General features: G+C 28.3%; 19 protein-coding genes and 1 other RNA gene. 5 read left to right on the forward strand and 15 right to left on the reverse strand.

Features of this window, described 5'->3' with window-relative positions:
* The 6 genes from ABXT48_RS05710 to hflK are packed head-to-tail and all read right to left on the reverse strand — an operon-like array spanning position 1 to position 6,306.
* On the reverse strand, positions 1 to 1,767 hold the full coding sequence (locus ABXT48_RS05710; protein WP_415286034.1) for an acetolactate synthase 3 large subunit: 1,767 nt from the start codon (positions 1,765 to 1,767) through the stop codon (positions 1 to 3).
* A 19-nt stretch (positions 1,768 to 1,786) separates the two neighbouring features.
* On the reverse strand, positions 1,787 to 2,728 hold the full coding sequence (gene miaA / locus ABXT48_RS05715) for a tRNA (adenosine(37)-N6)-dimethylallyltransferase MiaA (protein WP_415302797.1): 942 nt from the start codon (positions 2,726 to 2,728) through the stop codon (positions 1,787 to 1,789).
* A 2-nt stretch (positions 2,729 to 2,730) separates the two neighbouring features.
* The gene (locus ABXT48_RS05720; RefSeq protein ID WP_415286038.1) at positions 2,731 to 4,143 is read right to left on the reverse strand and encodes a Do family serine endopeptidase; all 1,413 of its coding nucleotides are present in this window, start codon (positions 4,141 to 4,143) and stop codon (positions 2,731 to 2,733) included.
* A gap of 1 nt (position 4,144) precedes the next feature.
* Entirely contained in the window at positions 4,145 to 4,330 is a 186-nt protein-coding gene (locus ABXT48_RS05725) for a DUF2065 domain-containing protein (RefSeq protein ID WP_415286039.1), read from the reverse strand.
* A gap of 9 nt (positions 4,331 to 4,339) precedes the next feature.
* Positions 4,340 to 5,206: a protease modulator HflC gene (gene hflC / locus ABXT48_RS05730; protein ID WP_415302799.1), complete on the reverse strand. Its 867-nt coding sequence runs from the start codon at positions 5,204 to 5,206 to the stop codon at positions 4,340 to 4,342.
* Positions 5,206 to 6,306 carry an FtsH protease activity modulator HflK gene (gene hflK, locus ABXT48_RS05735; protein ID WP_415302800.1) on the reverse strand — a complete coding sequence of 367 codons (1,101 nt, stop codon included), beginning with the start codon at positions 6,304 to 6,306 and terminating at the stop codon, positions 5,206 to 5,208. Before hflK ends, hflC begins: the two co-directional genes overlap by 1 nt.
* A gap of 51 nt (positions 6,307 to 6,357) precedes the next feature.
* On the opposite strand from hflK, the gene ABXT48_RS05740 reads away from it, so the two are divergent.
* Positions 6,358 to 7,182, forward strand: a complete 825-nt coding sequence (locus tag ABXT48_RS05740) for an Mrp/NBP35 family ATP-binding protein (RefSeq protein WP_415277969.1) — start codon at positions 6,358 to 6,360, stop codon at positions 7,180 to 7,182.
* On the opposite strand, the gene thyX is transcribed toward ABXT48_RS05740, so the two are convergent.
* Positions 7,163 to 8,110 (reverse strand): FAD-dependent thymidylate synthase, encoded by a 948-nt coding sequence (gene thyX / locus ABXT48_RS05745; RefSeq protein WP_415286044.1) that lies wholly within the window; start codon positions 8,108 to 8,110, stop codon positions 7,163 to 7,165. The two genes, ABXT48_RS05740 and thyX, sit on opposite strands and share 20 nt — an antisense overlap.
* Before the next feature lie 21 nt (positions 8,111 to 8,131).
* Between thyX and ssrA the strand changes: the two genes are divergently transcribed.
* Positions 8,132 to 8,432: a transfer-messenger RNA gene (ssrA, locus tag ABXT48_RS05750) on the forward strand.
* On the opposite strand, the gene ABXT48_RS05755 is transcribed toward ssrA, so the two are convergent.
* Entirely contained in the window at positions 8,431 to 8,802 is a 372-nt protein-coding gene (locus tag ABXT48_RS05755; RefSeq protein ID WP_415286045.1) for a phosphoribosyl-ATP diphosphatase, read from the reverse strand. The genes ssrA and ABXT48_RS05755 overlap by 2 nt on opposite strands.
* Positions 8,803 to 8,868: 66 nt before the next feature.
* On the opposite strand from ABXT48_RS05755, the gene fumC reads away from it, so the two are divergent.
* Complete coding sequence (gene fumC, locus ABXT48_RS05760; RefSeq protein WP_415286046.1) at positions 8,869 to 10,257, forward strand: class II fumarate hydratase; 1,389 nt, start codon at positions 8,869 to 8,871, stop codon at positions 10,255 to 10,257.
* Here fumC and ABXT48_RS05765 read toward each other — a convergent pair.
* Positions 10,245 to 11,696, reverse strand: coding sequence for a hypothetical protein (locus tag ABXT48_RS05765; protein ID WP_415302801.1), 1,452 nt, complete (start codon positions 11,694 to 11,696; stop codon positions 10,245 to 10,247). The two genes, fumC and ABXT48_RS05765, sit on opposite strands and share 13 nt — an antisense overlap.
* A 44-nt stretch (positions 11,697 to 11,740) precedes the next feature.
* On the opposite strand from ABXT48_RS05765, the gene ABXT48_RS05770 reads away from it, so the two are divergent.
* Positions 11,741 to 13,777: an ATP-dependent helicase gene (locus ABXT48_RS05770; protein WP_415302803.1), complete on the forward strand. Its 2,037-nt coding sequence runs from the start codon at positions 11,741 to 11,743 to the stop codon at positions 13,775 to 13,777.
* Positions 13,774 to 15,468, forward strand: a complete 1,695-nt coding sequence (locus ABXT48_RS05775; protein WP_415286050.1) for a M24 family metallopeptidase — start codon at positions 13,774 to 13,776, stop codon at positions 15,466 to 15,468. The genes ABXT48_RS05770 and ABXT48_RS05775 overlap by 4 nt, the downstream gene beginning before the upstream one ends.
* Here the strand turns inward: ABXT48_RS05775 and ligA are convergent.
* The 6 genes from ligA to ABXT48_RS05805 form a co-directional block, all read right to left on the reverse strand.
* Positions 15,451 to 17,481, reverse strand: a complete 2,031-nt coding sequence (gene ligA, locus ABXT48_RS05780; protein ID WP_415302804.1) for an NAD-dependent DNA ligase LigA — start codon at positions 17,479 to 17,481, stop codon at positions 15,451 to 15,453. The two genes, ABXT48_RS05775 and ligA, sit on opposite strands and share 18 nt — an antisense overlap.
* A 1-nt stretch (position 17,482) precedes the next feature.
* The gene (locus ABXT48_RS05785) at positions 17,483 to 18,331 is read right to left on the reverse strand and encodes an outer membrane protein assembly factor BamD (protein WP_415286051.1); all 849 of its coding nucleotides are present in this window, start codon (positions 18,329 to 18,331) and stop codon (positions 17,483 to 17,485) included.
* A gap of 38 nt (positions 18,332 to 18,369) precedes the next feature.
* Entirely contained in the window at positions 18,370 to 19,290 is a 921-nt protein-coding gene (lpxC, locus tag ABXT48_RS05790; RefSeq protein WP_415286053.1) for a UDP-3-O-acyl-N-acetylglucosamine deacetylase, read from the reverse strand.
* 65 nt (positions 19,291 to 19,355) lie between these two features.
* Positions 19,356 to 20,465: a cell division FtsA domain-containing protein gene (locus ABXT48_RS05795; RefSeq protein WP_415302806.1), complete on the reverse strand. Its 1,110-nt coding sequence runs from the start codon at positions 20,463 to 20,465 to the stop codon at positions 19,356 to 19,358.
* Positions 20,465 to 21,142, reverse strand: coding sequence for a cell division protein FtsQ/DivIB (locus ABXT48_RS05800; RefSeq protein WP_415302808.1), 678 nt, complete (start codon positions 21,140 to 21,142; stop codon positions 20,465 to 20,467). The genes ABXT48_RS05795 and ABXT48_RS05800 overlap by 1 nt, the downstream gene beginning before the upstream one ends.
* The gene (locus tag ABXT48_RS05805; RefSeq protein ID WP_415286056.1) at positions 21,123 to 22,037 is read right to left on the reverse strand and encodes a D-alanine--D-alanine ligase; all 915 of its coding nucleotides are present in this window, start codon (positions 22,035 to 22,037) and stop codon (positions 21,123 to 21,125) included. The genes ABXT48_RS05800 and ABXT48_RS05805 overlap by 20 nt, the downstream gene beginning before the upstream one ends.
* Position 22,038 lies beyond the last annotated feature (1 nt).

The raw sequence follows: 22,038 nt of genomic DNA on the forward strand, positions 1-22,038 counted from the left end.
TTAAACTAAAGATTTCCCTTTACCTGTAATTTTATTTTCTTTCTGATCTTTTGGTCCCAACAACATTTGATTATGCGGTTTTCCTGAAGGTATCATTGGATAACAATTTTCAGCTTGATCTACATGACAATCAAAAATTACTGGTCTGTCTATATTGATCATTTCTTCAATTTTTTCATCTAATTCATCTGGATTTTCCGCTCTAATACCAACACAACCATAAGCCTCAGCTAATTTTACAAAATCTGGTAATGCCTCCGAGTAACTTTCGGAGTAATTCTTTTCATGAAGCAGTTCCTGCCATTGTCTAACCATGCCCATATATTGATTGTTCAAAATAAATATCTTTACTGGCAAATTATATTGAACTGCAGTTGAAATTTCTTGCATAGTCATTAAAATTGATGCTTCACCAGCAATATCTACAACTAATTTTTTAGGATGTGCAACTTGTACCCCTATTGCCGCTGGTAATCCATAACCCATAGTTCCAAGTCCTCCTGATGTCATCCATCTATTAGGCTTATTGAACTTATAATGTTGTGCTGCCCACATCTGATGCTGCCCGACTTCAGTGGTGATATATGTGTCTTGGTTTTTAGTTAATTCATATAATCTTTGAACTGCATATTGAGGCTTAATAATCTTATCACTATTTATAAAATTTAGAGATTGTTTTGTTCTCCATTTTTGAATTTGTTGCCACCATTTTGATATTTTTTGTTTATTTGATTTTTCTAAATTTAAGTTTTTCTTTTTTAAAGTTTTAGTAGTTGATTTAATTACATCACTTACATCACCAACAATAGCTAGATCAACTTTTACTATTTTATTTATCGATGATGGGTCAATATCAATATGAACCTTTTTAGATTTTGGAGAAAACTCATCTATCTTTCCTGTAATCCTGTCATCAAATCTTGCACCAATGTTTATCAATAAGTCACAATCATGCATTGCATTATTAGCTTCATAAGTTCCATGCATGCCAAGCATTCCTAAAAATTGATTATCATCTCCCGGATAAGCACCTAATCCTTGCAAAGTTGATGTAATGGGAAATCCAGTTAAGGCCACTAATTTTCTTAAAAGTTCACTTGCCTTTGGACCTGAGTTAATTACTCCACCTCCAGTATAAAAAACTGGTTTTGAAGCTTTTTTCATTAAGTCTACTAATTGGTCAATTTCTTTTTGATTAAATTTATTAAGAACTTTTCCATTTAATTTTTTTTCTTTTTTAGGTTTAAAATATTTTGCTTTTGCAAACTGGATATCTTTTGGGATATCAACTAATACTGGTCCAGGTCTTCCTGTTGTTGCGACTTCAAAGGCTTCATGCATAATTCTTGATAAATCATTTATATCTTTAACCAACCAGTTATGTTTGGTGCAAGGTCTTGTAATTCCTGTGGTGTCACATTCTTGAAAAGCATCTGTTCCAATTAAGTGCGTAGGAACTTGTCCTGAAATACAAACTAAAGGAACTGAATCCATATAAGCGTCAGTTAATGCAGTGACAACATTTGTTGCACCTGGTCCTGACGTAACTAATACAACGCCTGGTTTTCCAGTTGATCTTGCATAACCTTCTGCAGCATGGCCTGCACCTTGTTCGTGTCTAACTAAAATATGTTTTATAGTTGGATGATTTTTTAATTCATCATAGATAGGAAGCACTGCTCCACCAGGATATCCGAAAATATGTTCAACTTTTTGGTCTTCGAGAGATTTAAATACTATCTCTGCTCCTGAGTATAATTTTGGCATCCAGGCAATCTATCGGACTTTATGTTAATTGGTCAAGTTTAAGAGAGGATTTTTTTAATTTTTTTATATAACCATCTACTTTGCTTGAATCAATTTTAACCCATGAGACCATCCTGGTTCTTGCCCAAGTAGCTTGTCTTTTAGCGTATTGTCTTGTTTTAATTGATATTAATTCTTTTGCTTCTTCTAAAGTGGTTTTATCATTTAGATACTGTGTCAATTCGGCAATCCCAATTACCTTATTTACACTCTGATCTTTTCTAATTTTTAGTTTAATAAATTTTTTAACTTCATTAATGGCTCCACTATTTATCATAGTAGAAGTCCTTAAGTTAATTCTTTCAATGAGTTTTTCTCTTTTTGTTTCAATATGAAGTTTTAAAAAGTCACTATCTTTAAATTCAGATTTAGTCTTAGTTAACCAATCGTACATAGAGATGTTAGTATAAGATTTAATTTCATAAGCTCTTATAGATCTTTGTGTATCATTTGGATCAAATTTATCTTTAATTTTGGGGTCTAACTTTAAAAGTTTTTTATAAAATTTTTTTTGTCCTTCTCTTTTAGACATTAGTCTAACTTTATTTCTAAAATTAAGAGGTATCTCTGGAATTTTAACTAAACCATTAATTAATGACTGAAAATATAAACCAGTACCACCAGCTAAGATTGGAATTTTTTTCTTTTTTTGAATACTTTTAATCTTTTTAATTGCGAGTTCCAACCATTGTCCTGTTGAAAATTTTTCATTCAAATCAACAATTCCATAAAGATGATGTTTAATATTTTTTTGTTCTATTCTATTTGGTCTTGCAGTTAATATTTTTAACTTCTTATAAACCTGCATGCTATCAGCATTGATTATTTCTCCTTGAATCTTTTTTGCAATTTTAACAGCAAAATTTGATTTGCCTGAAGCGGTCGGACCTGAAATTAGAATAATTTTGGACTGTTTGTCCATTATTAATCTAGCTTAACGCCAATATACCTTCTTTGATTTTGATTGTTATAAATTACAATTAAAATTGTTTTTTGATTAGATTTTAAAACAGTGCCCAGAATATCTTCAAGATCTTTAGTTGATTTAATCTTTTTCTTTTGAGCTTCAACAATAATATCTCCTATATTTAAGTAATTTACTGGACTATTTTTTCCAATATTTGTTATAACCAAACCTGTTGTTTGATTAGGTAATTTTCTTTGTTTAATATCTTTATTATTCAATGGTCTTACTATTATTTTTAAAGATTTAATTTCAGAAATTTCAGGTGTTTCTTCTTTAGTTTCTTTTTTTTCTACTTTAAAATCTTCTGAAGTTTCAAGTCTTCCTAATTTAATCTTTTTAGTAATCTCTCTTTTATTTCTCCAAATTTTGACATCTACAGTTTTGCCAACTTCTGTTTGTGCAACAATTATTGGTAGTTCTTTCATTTCTCTAATCTTAGTATTATTAAATTCCAATATAATATCTCCAGCTTTAATTCCTGCTTTGTCAGATGGACTTTTTTCAGCAACACTAGCAACTAACGCACCTCTAGGTTCATCTAATTTTTCAACTTCAGCAATTTCTTTAGTTACTACCTGAATTCTAACTCCTAGCCATCCTCTTTTAGTTTCACCAAACTCTATTAGCTGACTAACAACTTTTTTTGCATCATTCGATGGTATAGAAAAACCTATACCAATAGATCCACCTTTGCCTAAAATAGCTGTATTAATTCCTACTACATCACCATTCATATCAAATAAAGGGCCACCTGAATTTCCAGAGTTTATTGAGGCGTCTGTTTGAATGTAATCTTCATAACGAGATAGACCTATTGATCTATTTCTTGCCGATATTATTCCTGCAGTAACTGTTCCGCCTAAACCAAAAGGATTACCGATTGCAATAACCCAATCCCCTATTCTTGCTTGATCAGAATTTCCAAATTTAACTGGTGTAAATTTTTCTTTTGAATCTATTTGAAGAACTGCAATGTCAGATAAAGGATCTGCTCCAATAATTGTGGCTTTATATTCTTTATCCCCACCTACCCTAACAACAATGTCTTCTGCATCTTGTATTACATGATTATTAGTGATCACAATTCCTTTTGCATCAATTATAAATCCTGATCCTAAGGCAGCAGACTTCCTTGTTTGAGGTGTGCCAAATTCTTTAAACATATCTTCAAATGGTGATCCTGGAGGAAATTGAAATCCTGGAAAAGGATTAGTATTCGTAGTAACAGTTGTTGTTGTTGAAATATTTACAACTGATGGCATTAATCTTTCTGCCAAATCAGCAAATGATGCTGGTGCATCTTTAGCATTTACTTGCATTACAAAAGTTAATGTAAAAAATACTATTAGTAATTTTTTAATTTTATTCATTTTAATTTTTTATATACCAAATAATCATAAATCCTATGACTGCAAATATCAATCCACCTGTTCTTAATTGACTATTAGTCACATCATTTAATTTTAGCAATATACTTTTCATTTTGGATGGAAATAAGGCATATAGAATTCCCTCTAAGAAGAGGAAAAGACCAAAAGCTATAATTAGCTCTTTCATTGTTTTGGATTAATTTTTAGGTTTTATGTTACCAAAAAATTTAAAGAATTCACTATCAGGAGATAAAATTACCGAAGTGTCTCCACCTATTAAAGCTGTTTCATAAGCTTGCATTGCTCTATAGAAAGCAAAAAATTCTGGGTCTCTACCAAATGCATCTGCAAAAATTGCATTTCTTTCACCATCTCCTTGACCTTTCATAATCTCTGAATCTTTATTTGCATTAGCTAGCAATACTGAAACATCTTTATCAGCAGTTGATGTAATAGTTACCGCCATTTCTGCACCTCTTGCTCTAAATTCTTTAGCTTCTCTTTCTCTTTCAGTTTGCATTCTTCTATAGATTGCTTCACTATTCGCTTGAGGTAAATCAGCTCTTTTAATTCTAACATCTACAATTTTAATTCCAAATTTTTTAGCTTCTGCGTTTACACCTTCTTGAATTAAAGACATTTGCTTAGATCTATCTTTTGATAGTAATGTTTGTAATTCTTGTTGTCCTAAAACATTTCTAATTCTTGAGTTAATAATTGTTGCTAACCTTGATCTTGCAACTCTTTCATTTCCTACTGAAATATAGAATTTTAAAGGATCTACAATTTGAAATCTTGCAAAAGCATCAACAATTAATCTTTTTTGGTCAGATGCAATAACTTCTGCTGGTGGTGTATCAAGATTTAAAATTCTGCTATCTAAAAATACAACATTTTGGATAAAAGGTATTTTAAAATTTAAACCTGGTTTTAGTATGATTTTTTTAGGATCACCAAACTGAAGTACAATTGCTTGATTAACCTCTTTAACAATAAATATAGAAAAGAACGCTAATGCTCCTATTAAAATAACTATTGGTAATAAAATTTTTTGTGCTTTCATTAATTTTTTGCTTTCTTCTTACCTAGTTCAGGTAACGGTAAATAAGGTACTACACCTGATCCTGCATTTTTTTCAATTATTACTTTATCAATATCTGCTAAAACTTTCTCCATAGTCTCTAAATACATTCTTTCTTGAGTTACTTCTTTAGCTTTCGCATACTCATTATAAATAGATATAAATCTGCTAGCTTCACCTTCTGCTTGAGCAACAACTTTTTGTTTATAAGCTTCTGCTGCTTGCATAATTTTTGCAGCTTCCCCTCTTGCTCTTGGAATAACATCGTTAGCATAAGCTTCAGCTTCATTTTTAGATCTTTCCATATCTGCTCTTGCTGCTTGAACATCTCTAAACGCATCAATTACTTGATCAGGTGGATCTGCTTTTTGTGTTTGAACTTGTGTAATTTGAATACCACTATTGTATTCATCTAGAATTGATTGAATAATTTCCTGAGTTTCAATTTCAATTTGAGCTCTTCCCTCAGTTAAAACTGGTTGAATTTTACTTTTTGCAATTACTTCTCTCATTGCTGTCTCTGCTGCAGCTTTTACTGTTCCTTCTGGATCTTGTATTTCAAATAAAAATTTACCCGCATCTTTAATTACCCAGAAAACTGAAAAATCTATATTAACTATGTTTTCATCACCCGTTAACATTAAACTTTCTTGAGGAACATCAGCAACTCCTCCACCTTGTGAAAAACCACTATCTCTTTCAGATCTAAATCCAATATCAATTCTATTTACTTTTGTAACTTTTGGTGTCTCAACTGTCTCTACTGGAAGTGGAATATGATAATGCAATCCTGGTTGAGTAGTTTTTACAAACTTACCAAATCTAAGCACAACACCTTGTTCATCGGGTCCCACTCTATAAAGTCCGCTTGCTAACCATACAAACGCTATGATAATTAAAATTAAACCAATTGGTTTACCTCCTGATGAGCTTCCACCAGGTAAAAATTTTTTTATTTTACTTTGAATATCTCTAATTAATGCATCGATGTCTGGTGGTGTAGGTCCTTTTCCAGAACCGTTTCCTCCACCTGGAGGTGTTCCCCATGGGCTTCCGCCTCTACCTTGAAAATCATCTGACATATGACAAAGTATATAATGTCTTTCTAATAAAAAACAAGTAATGATGAGCTTATGACAGACAAAAAGCCAGAACTAAGTGACGCAATGAAGAAAAAATTGGAGCCCAGAAAGTTCACAAAGAACCCAATTTTAGGAACAAAATTTACAATAGCGGTATCAAGTGCAAAAGGAGGAGTTGGAAAATCAACTTTTGCAACTAATCTTGCTTTAGCTTTAAAACAAATTGGCTGCAAAGTTGGATTACTTGATGCAGATATTTATGGTCCTTCAATTCCAAAAATGTTTGATATTAATGAAAAACCAAAAAGTGATGGCCAAACATTAACTCCAATTACAAAATATGATATTCAATGTATGTCCATTGGTTTTCTTGCTGACCAACAAACTCCAATGATTTGGCGTGGACCTATGGTTACTAGTGCAATTAAAACTTTTACACAAAAAGTTGGTTGGAAAGATTTAGATTTTATAATTGTTGATATGCCTCCTGGGACTGGAGATACTCAATTAACTTTTTCTCAAGAAATTAAAATGGATGGAGCAATTATTGTTTCAACTCCTCAAGAAGTGGCACTTCTTGATGTTAAAAGAGGTATTAAAATGTTTGATAAGCTTGGAGTTAAGATTTTAGGTTTAGTTGATAACATGAGTTATTTCAAAGGTGATGATGGGAAAAAATATAAAATTTTTGGTGAAGGTGGGGTTAAGCGAACTGCTGAAGAGTTTGAAAAAGAATTTTTAGGAGAAATTCCAATAAATCCTGAGGTTGGTAAATGTGGTGATGAAGGAAAGCCAATTGTTGAAGCTAATCCTGAGCACGAAATTTCTAAAATATATTTAGACTTTGCTAGAAAAATTAAATCAACTTATCTTTAAGATCAAAAGAAACCATTAGTTCATTCCATTCTCTTTTAGATAAGCCTGAACTATCTGGATTAACATCTTCACCTTTAATAAGTTTTTGAATGATAACTTTTCCTTTAGCTGAAACTTCTGTGCCACCCACTCTATAGTCCATAAATGCATCATAGGTTATAGGTACCCATTTCTTAACAGTGTCCAACATAATATCAGCATAAACTCTTATTTCATATTGAGCATGGCTATCCGCTCTTAATCTTAAAAAATTCATTAAGTTTAATAAATCAGTTTTCCAATACCATTGTGTATAAGTGTTTAAAGTTAAATTCATTCTTGCAAGTTCTCTTGCTAGTCCTTTTTTATTTTCATCAATAGTTGATCCATCAAATCTTTCATTAAGCATGGTTTCATAATTATCATATGTTCTTTCTGAATCATTTTTTAAAAGTTCTAAAACTTCCTTTGCCTGTTCACCCTCTAAAACATCACCTCTTCCCTGTCTATTACTCGAAGATTGTGCTGCTAAATTTTCTGCACTAGGTAAATAAAATTCTTTATCTAAAATAGAATATCTAGCTGAATATTCATTTACATTTGCAGTTCTATGTCTAATCCATTGTCGTGCAATAAAAATTGGAAGTTTAACATGATATTTTATTTCACACATTTCAAATGGGGTGCTATGCCAATGTCTCATTAAATATTTAATTAAGCCTGCATCTGTTGAGACTTTTTTAGTACCTTTTCCATAGGAAACTCTAGCTGATTGAACAATTGAAGTATCATCACCCATATAATCAACAACTCTTACAAAGCCGTGGTCTAATGCGGGTATTGCCTCATAAAGAATATTTTCAAGTGCCGGGGCAGTAACTCTTTTTGTTTGGTTTTGTTGAGACTGTTGATCTTTAATTTCTTGTGCTTGTTCTGTAGTTAATTTCATTATTTTTATTGAATTTTTTTTTTTATTGAATCTCTTTCAAATGCTTTTATATTAATACTGTTGGCTTGCCAACTACGACGATAAACGAATTTCGTAATAACCATTACGGACGTGGGGGCAGTACCCACCACCTCCACCATTACAACTTATGGGGGTGAAACAGGATCGACGGGTGACTAAAGGCTATTCTTTCGTTCGGGATTGTTCCACCGTAACGGGCTAAATTTTAAATGCTAACGAAAGTTACGCTATTGCTGCATAATTAACTTAGGTTAATTATAGAAGCACGGTCTGGGGCACCGGGTAACAGAACGCCCCTACTAATTTATAAATTTAGTTAAATCAGGTTTAAAATATTTGGGGCCCTTCATAACTTTTCCAGATTCGTTATAGATAGGTTTGCCATCTTCACCTAATTTACTCATATTTGAACTTTGTACTTCTTCAAAACACTTATCAAGATCAATGCCAAACGCATGTCCAGCCCCATAAGTTACATACAATATATCTGTTAAAGCATCTGCAACTTCTAAAAGATCTTTATTCTCCATTGCTTCTTTAAGCTCTTCTAATTCCTCTTTTATTAAATCATATCTAAGATTATTGATTTTATCAGTGCTAAAAGATGGCTTAGTTTTGACTTCTTGACCAAAGGTTTCCATAAAAGTTTTTACTTTGTTAAAATTTGACATTTAGCTCCTGTAAGTTTTTAAAAATTAATATATAAGTATATTAAATTACTAATTATATATTAATCAATGAAATTAAGAAAAGAATTCGACAGTATTGGAAGTATCAACGTACCTAGTGATAAATATTGGGGTGCATCAACTCAAAGATCTAACAAGTTTTTTAATATTGGAAAAATTTTAGTTAATATTTCAATAATAAAATCTATTGCAATCATTAAAAGATCTGCTGCTTTAGTGCATTATAAAGAAAAACAGATCAATAAAAAAATTACCAATTCAATAATTAAAGCTTCAGATGAGGTTATTAAAGGAAAGCTAGATGAAAATTTTCCTTTAAAAGTTTGGCAAACAGGCTCTGGTACACAAACTAATATGAATGTGAATGAAGTGATTGCAAATAGAGCAATTGAAATATTAGGTGGAAAAAAAGGTTCAAAAAAACCAGTTCATCCAAATGATCATGTAAATAAATCTCAATCAACAAACGATGTTTTTCCAACAGCTATGCATATATCTGTTGCTCAAGAAACTATATCAAAACTATTACCTAGCTTAAAAACTTTAGAAAAAGAGTTAGCAAAAAAATCTAAGGAATTTAAAAATATTATTAAAATTGGCAGAACCCACTTGCAAGATGCAACACCTTTATCACTTGGACAGGAATTTTCAGGCTATCAGATACAGTTAAAAAAATGCGTTGAGAGAATAGAGCTTGCACTTAAAGAAATTTATTTTTTAGCACAAGGTGGAACAGCTGTTGGGACGGGTATTAACTCTAAAAAAGGTTTTGATAAAAAAATTGTTAAAGAGATTGCCAAATATACTAAAATCCCTTTTATACCAGCTCCAAACAAATTTGCAGAACTTGCAGCTCACGATTCTATTGTAAATTTTTCAGGCACACTAAATACTTGTGCTGTTGCATTAATGAAAATATCAAATGATATAAGATTTTTAGGTTCAGGACCTCGTGCTGGATATGGTGAGTTAATATTACCAGAAAATGAACCTGGTTCATCCATTATGCCAGGAAAGGTTAATCCTACTCAATGTGAGGCAGTAACAATGGTTTGTGCCAAAGTAATAGGCAATCATACTGGAATTACAGTTGCTGGATCTCATGGGCATTTTGAATTGAATGTATTTAAGCCAATGATTGCTCATAATATACTTCAATCGATAGATCTTATTGCAGATAGTACTAAAAATTTTTCAATTTATTGTGTTAAAGGAATAAAAGCTAACAAGAAAAGAATTAAAGAACATCTAGATAATTCATTAATGCTAGTAACAGCGCTAGCACCACATATCGGGTATGATAATGCAGCAAAGATTGCAAAGACTGCTCTAAAAAATGGGACAACGCTAAAACATGAAACTCTTAAAACAGGCCTTGTTGATGAGAAAGATTATGAGAAAATAGTAGATCCTAAAAAAATGATTTACCCCGCATAAAGATTAATTAATTCGTTCAGTAACTTTCTGCTTTTAGTTAAATTATTAGAATTATTATCATTAAAACCTTCAACTACATTCAAGAATTGGTCACTCACTTCATTATCGTCTATCTTAATGTTTTTAAACACAATTTCATTACTCAAAAAATCATAAATTATATTTAGCTTAATGTTTTTAATATTTTTTCTTAATCTTTTATTGGTGTTTAAAAAAGAATATAATCTATTAGTATTTTTAATATCTATTGATAAATTAGCACTTAAAATTAATTTATCATTTTCTAAAAATAAATCACTATTAGAAACTTCTATTAAACCAATATTATTGTTAATAAATATCGAGTTATCAAAACTTATTTTGCCATTTAAAATTCTTAAATCTATTTTAGCTTCATTAAAAATTTCATCTTTTTTTGTAGATTCAATATTTACTAAAGTGTGTACACTAATATTTTCATTAAATAATAAACCTGATTTAATAAATTCATTGAAGATAGAATTTGGTGTAAATAAATTAGAAATTTTATAATTATATAATTTAATTTTTAGATTTAGATCAAATGGATTTATTGCAAGTTGTCCGTTATAAGCTATTTTAGAATTATAAACTCTAGAACCAGCTGATTGAAATATTACTATTTGGTCCTTAATATTGTATTTCGTATTAATATCTGAACTTAAAATAGAAATATTATTTATTCCATTACTTAAGTCTTCATCTTTTTTAAAAAATCTATTTATAATTTCAAGTTTAAGACCAGGAGCTTTTATTTCAATTTGTTTTTGTAAATCAAGTGTATTTTGATATTTTAGTTTAAAAGGTATATTAAAAACTTCACCGTTTAAATCAAATAAATTAAATAAATTTTTCTCATCAAAAAATAAAAATGCATTAGAGATTTTAATAATTGAAATTACTTCATTTAAATTGTTTTTTAAAAAAATATTACTATTATTAATTTTAATTTTTTTTTTAGAAAATTTATTTTCACTATATTTATAAAACGTTTTAAAATTATCTTTTAATAAAGAAAAATTTGCACCTTCTATAACTACTTTGTTTATTCTAATGCTATCTTTATTAAAAAAATTATTTTGGCTAATATAAACAGCTAAATCTTTGATCTCTGCTAAAGTAGTTTTTGTGTCTTTGATTAAATAATGAGGCTTTGGTAAAATACGATAGGAAATATCAAATGAATTGCTTAGATTTATATTAAATTCAGCACTTAATTTGGTTACAATTTTATTTTGTACCGAATTTTTGTCGTATAAAAGAGGTATCGATAAATAAAAAATGTAAATAAATAATACAACAATAATAGCTATTATATATTTACTAAAGTTGCTGACATCAAACTTATCATTTGTTTTATTCTCAACTTTGAATATTGTCTTTTTAATAAAGTTATTAAAGTTTTTAACAATTTTTTTCATAAATCTTGTTGAAATGTTAAATATCTTATAATGAAATTTAAAGAATGATAAACTCTGAATATTTAAACAATCTAAATAATGCTCAAAAAGAAGCCGTTTTATATCTTGATGGACCTTTGCTAATTGTTGCAGGAGCCGGATCTGGGAAAACAAAAGTTCTCACCTCAAGAATTGCTCATATAATCAATGAAAAAAAAGCTTTTCCAAACCAAATCTTATCAGTGACTTTTACTAATAAGGCTGCAAAAGAGATGCAAAACAGAGTGAGCTCTATATTAAATTCTGAGGCTATAGGGCTTTCGTGGCTTGGGACCTTTCACTCTATATGTGCAAAGCTTCTCAGAAAACATGCACCAGCGGCTGGATTAACTTCTAATTTTACAATTATTGATACAGATGACCAGGTAAGATTAATCAAGAATATATGTAAAGCTGAAAATATCGACATAAAACAATTAGCTCCAAAATTTATTCTTTCAATAGTTGATAGATGGAAAAATAAAGGGTTTTATCCAGACGAAGTTGTTATAAATAAAAATGATATTTTTGAGAGAACCATACTTCCTCTTTATAAAATCTATCAACAAAAATTATTAGATTTGAATGCATGTGACTTTGGAGATTTAATTTTACATGTAGTTAAAATTTTAGAAAAAAACCAAGACATAAGAAATATTTATTCAAACAATTTTAAATACATACTTGTGGATGAATATCAAGACACTAATTATATACAAAGTAGATGGCTTAATCTGCTTTCAGAAAAACATAAAAATTTGTGTTGTGTTGGAGACGATGATCAATCAATTTATAGTTGGCGTGGAGCAGAAATAAAAAATTTCTTAGAATTTGATCAAGTGTATAAAAATTCAAAAGTAATAAGATTAGAAGAAAATTATCGTTCCTCTCAAAATATATTATCTGTTGCTTCAAATCTTATAGCCAACAATCAAAACAGGGTTGGGAAAACTTTAAAGACAACTATGGAGGAAGGAGATCTGGTAAAACTTAATTGTTTTAAGAATGGAAAAGATGAAGCAATAGGAGTTTCTGATGAAATTGAAAAAAAACTTAAAAAAAAATATTCTTTTAACAATATTGCTATTTTAGTTAGAGCTATTTTCCAAACAAGAGAGTTTGAGGAAAGATTTTTGAAAATTGGTTTACCTTATAGAATTCTTGGTGGGACAAAATTTTATGAAAGAGCAGAAATTAAAGATTGTGTTGCCTATTTAAGATTGATTCACCAACCAAAAGATGACTTGGCATTTGGTCGAATAGTGAATAATCCTAAAAGAGCAATTGGTGAAAGTACTATAAAATTAATACATGAATTTTCAAAAAAAAACTCTGTTAGTTTAGAAATTGCTTCCAATAAATTAATTGAAGAGAATTTAATTAAGCCCAAAACTAAAATTGGTCTTAGCTCTTTTTTATTCCTCATGGATAAGTGGAGGAATGACATTAATATTAAAAAAATTAACCATGTTAAATTATTACAATTAGTTTTGGATGAATCTGGCTATTCAAGTATGTTAAAAAACAAAAAAGATCTAGAAAATGAAAACAGACTTGAAAACATTAAAGAACTTTTAAGTGCGATGAAAGATTTTGACAATTTAGAAAGTTTTTTAGAACATGTTGCTCTTGCTACATCAGTTGATCAAGATTGGGATGGGGAAAAAGTTAACATGATGACAATGCATGGATCTAAAGGACTTGAATTTGATGTAGTTTTCCTACCAGGCTGGGAAGAAGGTCTTTTTCCACACCAAAAATCTATTGAAGAAAAAGGCCAAAATGGGCTTGAAGAAGAAAGGCGATTGGCTTATGTGGGAATAACAAGAGCCAAAAAAAAAGCACTTATATCTTTTGCTATGAATAGATTTTATCAGGGAAATTGGATAGACAGTATGGCTTCAAGGTTTATTGAAGAGTTACCAGAAAAATTTTTAGAAAAAAATTCTTTTTTTGATGACTCTAAAGATAATGAAGAAGACTTTGAGTTTAATCAAGATTTTGAGATTGAAGAAGGAACTAGAAGTCCTGGATGGATAAGATATCAAAAAAGAATTAAATGATTTTAAAAAAAATAAAAATTTTGAGAAAAAAATTTAAACAATATGACATTGATGGTTATATTATTCCGAAAAATGATGAATATTTTTCTGAATATGCAAAAAATGATAGGTTAAAAAATATTACAGGCTTTTCAGGTTCTGCAGGTTTTGCAGTAGTTTTAAAAAAACAAAATTATTTATTTGTTGATGGAAGGTATACTATTCAAGCATATCAACAATCATCTAAAAATTTTAAGATAATTGAAATTCATAAAAAACTACCTCATACAATTATTAAAAATTTTAATTTAGGCTACGATTCAAAACTATTTACATCCAAATTACTTAGTAAATATTTTATAAATAATAACTTAATTTCTATTGATCAAAACTTAATTGACCAAATATTTAGATTTAAAGAAAAACATACAAAACCATTCTATACTATAGACACGAAAATTGTAGGTGAGTCATATAGTTCTAAAATTTCTAAAGTTGTAAGATTTCTTAAAAGCAACAAAGCAGATTATTGTTTCATTTCAGCACCTGAAAATGTAGCTTGGCTTTTAAATATTCGTGGATATGATAATCCAAATAGCCCAATTGCAAATGCTAGATTAATACTAAATAAAAAAAAGGAATTGTTTTTAATAGCAAATGAAAATAATTTAAAAAACCTTTTATTAGATAAAAAAATTAAAAAGAAACAAATCTTATCAATCAATTCACTTCCACAATTTTTAGATAATTTAAAGGGTAAAAATTTTATTATTGATAATAAAACTTGCTCAATCTTTTATGAAAAAATCATTAAATCAAAATTTAATATACTTAAATTTGACGATCCTGTTTATGAACTAAAATCAATCAAAAATTCCAGTGAAATAAAACATATGATTGAAGCCCATAAAAAAGATGGCTTAGCATTAACAAGATTTATTTATTGGATTAAAAATGTTAATAAAAAAAAAATAACAGAAGTGTATGTGCAAAATAAATTAGAAAAATTTCGAAAAATAAATAAAGATTATTTATTTCCAAGTTTTGATACAATTGCTGGCGCTGGTTCAAATGGTGCAATTGTTCATTATAGAGCTAATAAAAAAACAACTAAAAAAATTAAACAGAACGATATTTTATTGATAGATTCTGGTGGGCAATATCATTACGGTACTACAGATGTTACAAGGACTATTTCATTCTCAAAACAAAACAAATTTATCAAAAATGCTTATACTAACGTATTAAAAGGCCATATTGCGGTTGCTTTAACAAACTTGAATAAAGATGACACCGGAAAAAAAATTGACATAAAAGCAAGAAAGTTTTTAAAAAAAGAAGGTCAAGATTATGCCCACGGAACAGGACATGGAGTTGGTTTTTTTTTAAATGTTCATGAAGGACCTCAATCAATTTCAAAAAATAATTCTATAAAGATAAAAAATGGAATGATCCTAAGCAATGAACCTGGTTTTTATAAAAAAAACCACTTTGGTATTAGGATCGAAAACTTAATCTACGCTAAAGAAACCAAAAAAAGCTTTAATTTCGAAAACCTTACACTTGCTCCTTTAGAAAAAGACTTAATTAACTATGAGCTATTAAATAAAACAGAAAAAAACTATTTATTTAAATATCATTTAAATATTTATTCAGAATTTTCTAGTTTGCTTAATAAAAAAGAAAGAAAGTGGTTAGCCACTCTTATTTAACATTTTTAACCATTCTGCCTGATTAATAACTTTTACATTCCAATCCTTAGCTGTATTTATTTTTTTTAGAGTTGGTTTGTCTCCAGCAATTAAATAATCAAGTTTTTTATTAACGTTACTAATTATTTTTCCTGAATTTTTTTCTATCAATGATTTTGCTTCCGCCCTACTAATTCCATTTAACTTTCCAGTTAACATAAAAGTTTTATTTTTTAATAGCCCATTATTATTTATTAAAATTACATCTTTGATTAATAAATTTTTTTCTAGTTCAGACAGCACTTTAAGATTAGTTTTATTTAAGAAAAATTTTTTGATGGACTGAATTTGTGTTATTCCAATCCCGTCAATATTGGATAAATTTTCAATATTACTTTCTACTGATAGTCTAAAAAAATTAGATGATATTTTGAGGTGTCTTGCGATAAGCTTCGCATTTTCTTGCCCAATATGCCTTATACCTAATGAATAAATAAATCTCTCTAGAGAAATATTTCTTTTTTCTTCAATCGAAAATTTTAAATTAGCAACTGATAATTTTCCCCAGCCTTCAAGTTCTTCTATTTTATTATAATTAAGCTTAAATATATCTTGTGGAAGTCTAACTAATTTTAAGTTCCAAAAATTTTCAACAATTTTCTTTCCAAATCCATCTATATTAAATGCATCCTTAGAAACAAAATGTTTAATTTTTTCTATGGCAATTTTTTCACATTTAAACCCCTCACTAGCACACCTTCTTACAGCATCTTGTCTTTTCGTTATCTCATTATAATCTTTAATTGTTTTGCTCCCACAAGATGGGCACTTTAGAGGAAAAATAAATTTTTTTGAGTTTTGTTTTCTTTTTTTTAAATTTACCAAAACTACATGTGGAATTACATCTCCAGCTCTTTCAACTGTGACTGTATCTCCTACTCTTATATCTTTTCTAACAATTTCATCTTCATTGTGAAGTGTTGCATTTGAAACTATTACTCCACCTATATTAACTGGTTTAATTTTTGCAACTGGAGTAAGCGCCCCTGTTCTACCAATTTGTATTTCAATATTCATAATTTCTGAAATTGAGCTATTGGCTGAAAACTTATGTGCTATCGCCCATCTGGGTGCATTAGCAGCAAAACCTAATCTTTTTTGTAAGTCAAAATCATCAACCTTATAAACAATTCCATCTATATCAAATGCCAACTCTTTTCTTTTTTCCTCTAATTCTTTATGATTTAATATTAAATTTTTTACTCCAATAATTTTTTTGTTAAATGGGTTTGTTTTAAAACCCCATAATTTTAAGTTTTCTAAAAAACTTGTTTGATTATTAATATTCATTTTTTTTTCATAACCGTATGTGTAGGCAATAAATTTTAGTGGAATTTTTGCTGTTATTAATGAATTTTTTTGTCTTAATGATCCAGAAGCAGCATTTCTAGGATTTGCAAACTTGTCATTAATTTTTTTAAAATCATTATTTTCTATAAAAACCTCACCTCTAATATCTATTTCTTTGGGGAAGTTGCTCTTGATAATTTCTAAAGGTATATCCTTAATTGTTTTTAAATTTTGTGTAATATCCTCTCCTTCATTGCCATCTCCTCTAGAAAGTCCTTTAGTTAATTTTCCATTAATATAAATTAAAGATGCAGATATTCCATCAATTTTTGGTTCAGCACTATATTCAATAGAATTTGTATCCTCCAAACTTAAGAAATTAATTATTTTTTTTTCAAAATTTTTTAAGTCTTCTTCATTAAAAGCATTCCCAAGTGACAACATTGGAACTTTATGTTTTATTTTTTGAAAATTTTTTGATGGTTTAAATCCTATGGATTTAGTAGGAGAATGTTCACTTTTTAAAAATTTATATTCATTTTCTAAATCTACTATATCTTTTTTTAAAAGATCAAATTTTTGATCTGATACAATGGGTTTGTCTTTATCATAATAATGTTTGTTATATCTTTGAAATAAATCAATTTTTTTTAAGTATTCAATTTCAAGGTCTTTATCATTCATTTTACTCGAACAATCCCTTAAATCTTTTTATTAAGCCTATCTTTTTCTTTTTATCTTTTTGTAATTCTTTTACACCATCTCTATAATTTTTATTAAATACTTTGTAAGAATTTTTATACCAATCAGAAGATTGGTAATTGTATCCTAAAGTGTTTGCGTATTTTTTTGACTCACCTATCAATCCAAGTCTATAATTAATTTCGACCAATCTATGAAGGGCTTCTTCTGTGTAAATGGTTGTATTATAATCTTTAACAACTGTCTTAAATCGATTTAATGCTGGGATCCACTTAGTTTTTTTTAAATAATATCTAGCTATGTACATCTCTTTTGCTGCCAAAATTTCATTAATTAAATCTATTTTAAATTTTGCATCCATGGCAAATTCTGTACTGGGGTAATCTCTAATTATAGTTTCAAATTGCTCCTTGGAGTCTAATATTGATTTTAAGTCTTTTTTTTCATCAATTATTTGTTCGTAAAAACTCATACCTAGAAGAAAATGTGCATAGACTTTATCCTTATGATTTGGATATGTTACCAAATATCTTTCTAACTCAAAAATTGCATCACCGTAATAATCTTGAGTATAATATGCATAAGCTGCCATAATTGCAGATTTTGCTGCCCAGGGCGATTGTGGAAACAACAACTCAGCCTCATTAAATTTTTTAGCTGCTAATAAAACGTCCCCTCTTTGAAGTTCAAAATAGCCCTCTTTGTATGCATCAGACATTTGCATTTCCATATCCACTTCTACAATTTCAGATATTTTTTTTGTTTTATCTCCACAAGACCAAATAAAGGTAAAGGTGATTAAAAGAAGTATAATTTTTAATTTTGAAAGCATTGTCTTATTCTAACAGATTATGAATAAAACTCTATTTTTTAAGCTATAGATCTTAGGTGACTTTTATTTATGAAGGTATTTGGTAAATATTTTTCAGTAATCTCTATTAATGAAAAATTTTCATCTTGTTGAAAAACTTTTCTCAATAATTGGTTAGTTAATTTATGTCCTCCTTGAGAACAAACAATTTTTCCAATTATTTTATAACCAACTAGATATAAATCTCCCATACAATCTAAAATCTTATGGTTTACAAATTCTTTTTTATTTCTAAGGCCTTTTTCATTTAAAATTTCATTATCCTTAACAACTATTGCATTCTCAAGACTACCTCCTTGAGCTAATCCCATTTCTTTTAACTTTTTAATATCTTCAAAAAGACAGAAGGTTCTTGAATTATAAATATCAGTCAAATCTGTCTCAAATACACTTACCAAATTTCTTTGCGTTCCAATTAAATTGTTTTCATATTTTAGTTCAAAATCTATATCTAAACTAACTTTGCTTGGCTCTATAGAAATTGTTTTTTTACCATCATTAAATTCAATTCTTTTTTCAATTTTAATAATCTTTATTGGTGCTTCACTATTTTTTATTCCAGCTTTTGATATTTCTTCAATAAAAAGTTTTGCTGATCCATCAAGAATTGGCACTTCTTGATTGTCAATCTCTACTAAAGCGTTATCAATTCCTAAACCGTATAATGCTCCCATTAAATGTTCTATTGTTGATATGCTAACTCCACTTTCATTTGCTATGGTTGTGCAAAATACTGCACTACTAACATTAAAAATGTTCGGAATTACTATATTATTTTCTTTTAGATCAACTCTTTTAAAAAGAATTCCTGAATTTGGTTTTGCTGGTTTAACCGTCATAGTTACATTTACTCCACTATGAAGCCCAACGCCTTTAAAGGTAATATCTCTATTGATAGTTTTTTGATTAAGAACAGACATTATTATTCTTATAAATAATTGATTTAAATTTGGAAAAACAACAAATGTTACAAGAAAATACTAGTCTATTTGAAAAAATGAAAAAGTTTTTCAAAAAAACCCTGTTTCATTTGTTTTTTTGGTACAACTACAACCTCTTGTTTGTCATATATTTTTCTTAGTTTGTACCCAGATTGACAAACATCACCTGGGGTTTCCTCTAAAAAATCAATATCTTTAGAAAATGAAATTTTATCTTTAAATTTATTATCTAAAATTTTTGATCCTTCTCCCATCATTATCATCTTAGATTGAGTCTTTATCTTCGTATTTGAGGCAAGAGATTTATCACATAATTCTAAAATCTCCTCTGTTCTAGCAAAAGCTATTTTTTGCAGCATTTCCAATGAAAAATTTGGATTATCAATTTGTTGGCTATTTTTTTCAAAATTTAATTTAAGTTTTTCCGCTTCGTTAATATCAATCTTTAAAAGTAGAGAAATATCTTTAGTAATATGGTTTCCACCTATTGGAAGAACGTCCAAAAAGATTAATTTATCATTGTTAAAGAAAGTAATTGATGTTTTTTTAAAACCAATATCAATGAAAGATACCTCTCCTGTTAAATTTAAATTATTTTTATAATTGATTGATTTTGCATAACTAGAGCAAATTATTTGATTAATTGATATATTTAATTCTGAAAAAATATTTTTGAAGCTAAGCACTAACTCACTTGGAAGGCAGATAAAAATAATATCTAGTGATATGAATTGGCAATCAATTTCATTTGGTAACTCAGAATAATCGACATTGTCAATTTTATAATTATTTACAATTATATGCGCAATATTATAATCTGAATAATATTTTTTTATTTGCTGTTTTGCTTCTTGAATTAAAAATAATATATCATCTTGTCTTAATTTTAGTTCCTCAATTTTTTTAAATACAGAAATTGCAACAGAAATCGTTTTTAGACTATCTATCATCAAATCTATATTATCAATATATTCATTTGTTGATTTTTCTAGTGATGCAACAATTTTTTGAATATCTAATTTAAAATTAAATTGATCTGTATAAAAATTACTCTCAATAAAAAAAGGATTATTTTTTTCTTCTTCATTAAATGCACCTGCTCTTATTTTTGAAAAGCCACAGTCAATTATTGTTTGAAATTTTTTATCACTCATTACTTAACAACTAAATGGTTTTTTATTCTCAAATCAATAAATTTATAATCTTTAAAATTATCATTATTGATAAGTTTCTTAGATAAATTTAATGACGCTATAATATGTTCTTGTGGTAGCTTAATCAAAATATCTTTATCAGTTAAAATATCCCACCTACCCGATGGGAAAAAAGATAATTCTTTTAAATTTGAAAAAGAAAACATAGATTTTTCGATATTTTTTTTAAATGACAAAAAATCAAGAGAATTAAATTCACCAAAAATGTATGGGAGTAATTCATTGTTACTTTTATCTTCAATTAATTTACCATTAGCACCTACTAGATATTGACTATTATTAGAAACTCGAGCAATAAATTTAGTTGGTTTAATTTCAATATTAAGTGTTGATGGATAAATTTTTTTTATATTCAACTCTTGTATAATATTATGTTTTTCTAAAATCTTTCTTATTTCATCTTCACTAATGACAAATATACTTTTGTATAAAAAGTTATTAAGGTTATTTAAGATCTCTGAATTTTTTCTCTCAGAAAGACCTGTAATATTAATTTTACTTATTGATGAAGATAATTTTTTTTGATCGTTTATAAACTTTGCACTAGTAGTGCTTAAAATGAATAAAAATAATAAATAAATTATTATCTTATTTTTTTTACCTGTTGATTGATGCATCTTTTAGAATCCATTCAATTAATTTTATAAAGCTTATACCTTTATGTTTTGCTATCTCAGGAACCAATGAAAGTTTAGTCATTCCTGGCTGTGTGTTTATCTCTAGTAAATAAAACTTCCCGTTAAAAAATTTAAAGTCGGATCTCGTAACACCTTTACAGCCTATAATTTTATGAGCTTCTCTTGCTATGCTAGTAATTTTAGCTAGATTATTTTTACTCAAATCTACAGGAATTAAGTGCTTGGTCTTAGCACTAGAATTATATTTTGCCTCATAATCATAAAATTTTCTTTTAGGCTCAAGTTCAATTGCACCAAGTGTTTTATTATTCATTATTGCAACTTGGATTTCTCTACCTGGTATAAATTCCTCAATTAATATTTCATTGTAACCATTTAAAGCTTTTAGATTTTTTATTATATTGGACTTGTCACAAATATATACATGAACGCTGGACCCTTCATTTATAGGTTTTGCTACTACAGGGAATTTTAATTTTTTTTCAATTAATTTTATAATATTAAGTTTATTTTTTTTATGATTAAATTTAATATATTTTGGAGTAAGTATTTTATTTTTTATAAAAATTTTTTTTGAAATTTCTTTATCCATTGCTATAGATGATGCAATTATACCTGAGTGCGTATATGGAATTTTTTTAGTCTCTAAAATTGCTTGAATGTATCCATCCTCACCAAATTGTCCATGTAGCGCATTAAAAATAACATCTGGTTTAAATAAAGTAATATCCTTTGATAGATTTTTATCAGGTTCACTAATTAAAACCTTATATCTATTTTTGATTAATTCTTTGGCAACTTGTTTTCCAGTATCTAAGCTAATTAGCCGTTCCTTGGATATACCACCAGATAATATTAAGATTTTTTTTTTCATT

It is taken from the genome of Candidatus Pelagibacter sp. Uisw_101, assembly GCF_047727615.1.
GTDB lineage: Bacteria > Pseudomonadota > Alphaproteobacteria > Pelagibacterales > Pelagibacteraceae > Pelagibacter.

Bases quoted from the DNA above. Each gene is read 5' to 3' on its own strand.
- ligA (WP_415302804.1), bottom strand. From the start codon at position 17,481: ATGAATGATAAAGACCTTGAAATTGAATACTTAAAAAAAATTGATTTA.
- ABXT48_RS05770 (WP_415302803.1), top strand. From the start codon at position 11,741: ATGATAAACTCTGAATATTTAAACAATCTAAATAATGCTCAAAAAGAA.
- hflC (WP_415302799.1), bottom strand. From the start codon at position 5,206: ATGAAAGCACAAAAAATTTTATTACCAATAGTTATTTTAATAGGAGCA.
- ABXT48_RS05800 (WP_415302808.1), bottom strand. From the start codon at position 21,142: ATGCATCAATCAACAGGTAAAAAAAATAAGATAATAATTTATTTATTA.
- ABXT48_RS05725 (WP_415286039.1), bottom strand. From the start codon at position 4,330: ATGAAAGAGCTAATTATAGCTTTTGGTCTTTTCCTCTTCTTAGAGGGA.
- ABXT48_RS05785 (WP_415286051.1), bottom strand. From the start codon at position 18,331: ATGCTTTCAAAATTAAAAATTATACTTCTTTTAATCACCTTTACCTTT.
- thyX (WP_415286044.1), bottom strand. From the start codon at position 8,110: ATGAAATTAACTACAGAACAAGCACAAGAAATTAAAGATCAACAGTCT.
- hflK (WP_415302800.1), bottom strand. From the start codon at position 6,306: ATGTCAGATGATTTTCAAGGTAGAGGCGGAAGCCCATGGGGAACACCT.
- lpxC (WP_415286053.1), bottom strand. From the start codon at position 19,290: ATGTCTGTTCTTAATCAAAAAACTATCAATAGAGATATTACCTTTAAA.
- ABXT48_RS05710 (WP_415286034.1), bottom strand. From the start codon at position 1,767: ATGCCAAAATTATACTCAGGAGCAGAGATAGTATTTAAATCTCTCGAA.
- ABXT48_RS05795 (WP_415302806.1), bottom strand. From the start codon at position 20,465: ATGAGTGATAAAAAATTTCAAACAATAATTGACTGTGGCTTTTCAAAA.
- ABXT48_RS05720 (WP_415286038.1), bottom strand. From the start codon at position 4,143: ATGAATAAAATTAAAAAATTACTAATAGTATTTTTTACATTAACTTTT.
- ABXT48_RS05755 (WP_415286045.1), bottom strand. From the start codon at position 8,802: ATGTCAAATTTTAACAAAGTAAAAACTTTTATGGAAACCTTTGGTCAA.
- ABXT48_RS05740 (WP_415277969.1), top strand. From the start codon at position 6,358: ATGACAGACAAAAAGCCAGAACTAAGTGACGCAATGAAGAAAAAATTG.
- fumC (WP_415286046.1), top strand. From the start codon at position 8,869: ATGAAATTAAGAAAAGAATTCGACAGTATTGGAAGTATCAACGTACCT.
- ABXT48_RS05805 (WP_415286056.1), bottom strand. From the start codon at position 22,037: ATGAAAAAAAAAATCTTAATATTATCTGGTGGTATATCCAAGGAACGG.
- miaA (WP_415302797.1), bottom strand. From the start codon at position 2,728: ATGGACAAACAGTCCAAAATTATTCTAATTTCAGGTCCGACCGCTTCA.
- ABXT48_RS05775 (WP_415286050.1), top strand. From the start codon at position 13,774: ATGATTTTAAAAAAAATAAAAATTTTGAGAAAAAAATTTAAACAATAT.
- ABXT48_RS05765 (WP_415302801.1), bottom strand. From the start codon at position 11,696: ATGAAAAAAATTGTTAAAAACTTTAATAACTTTATTAAAAAGACAATA.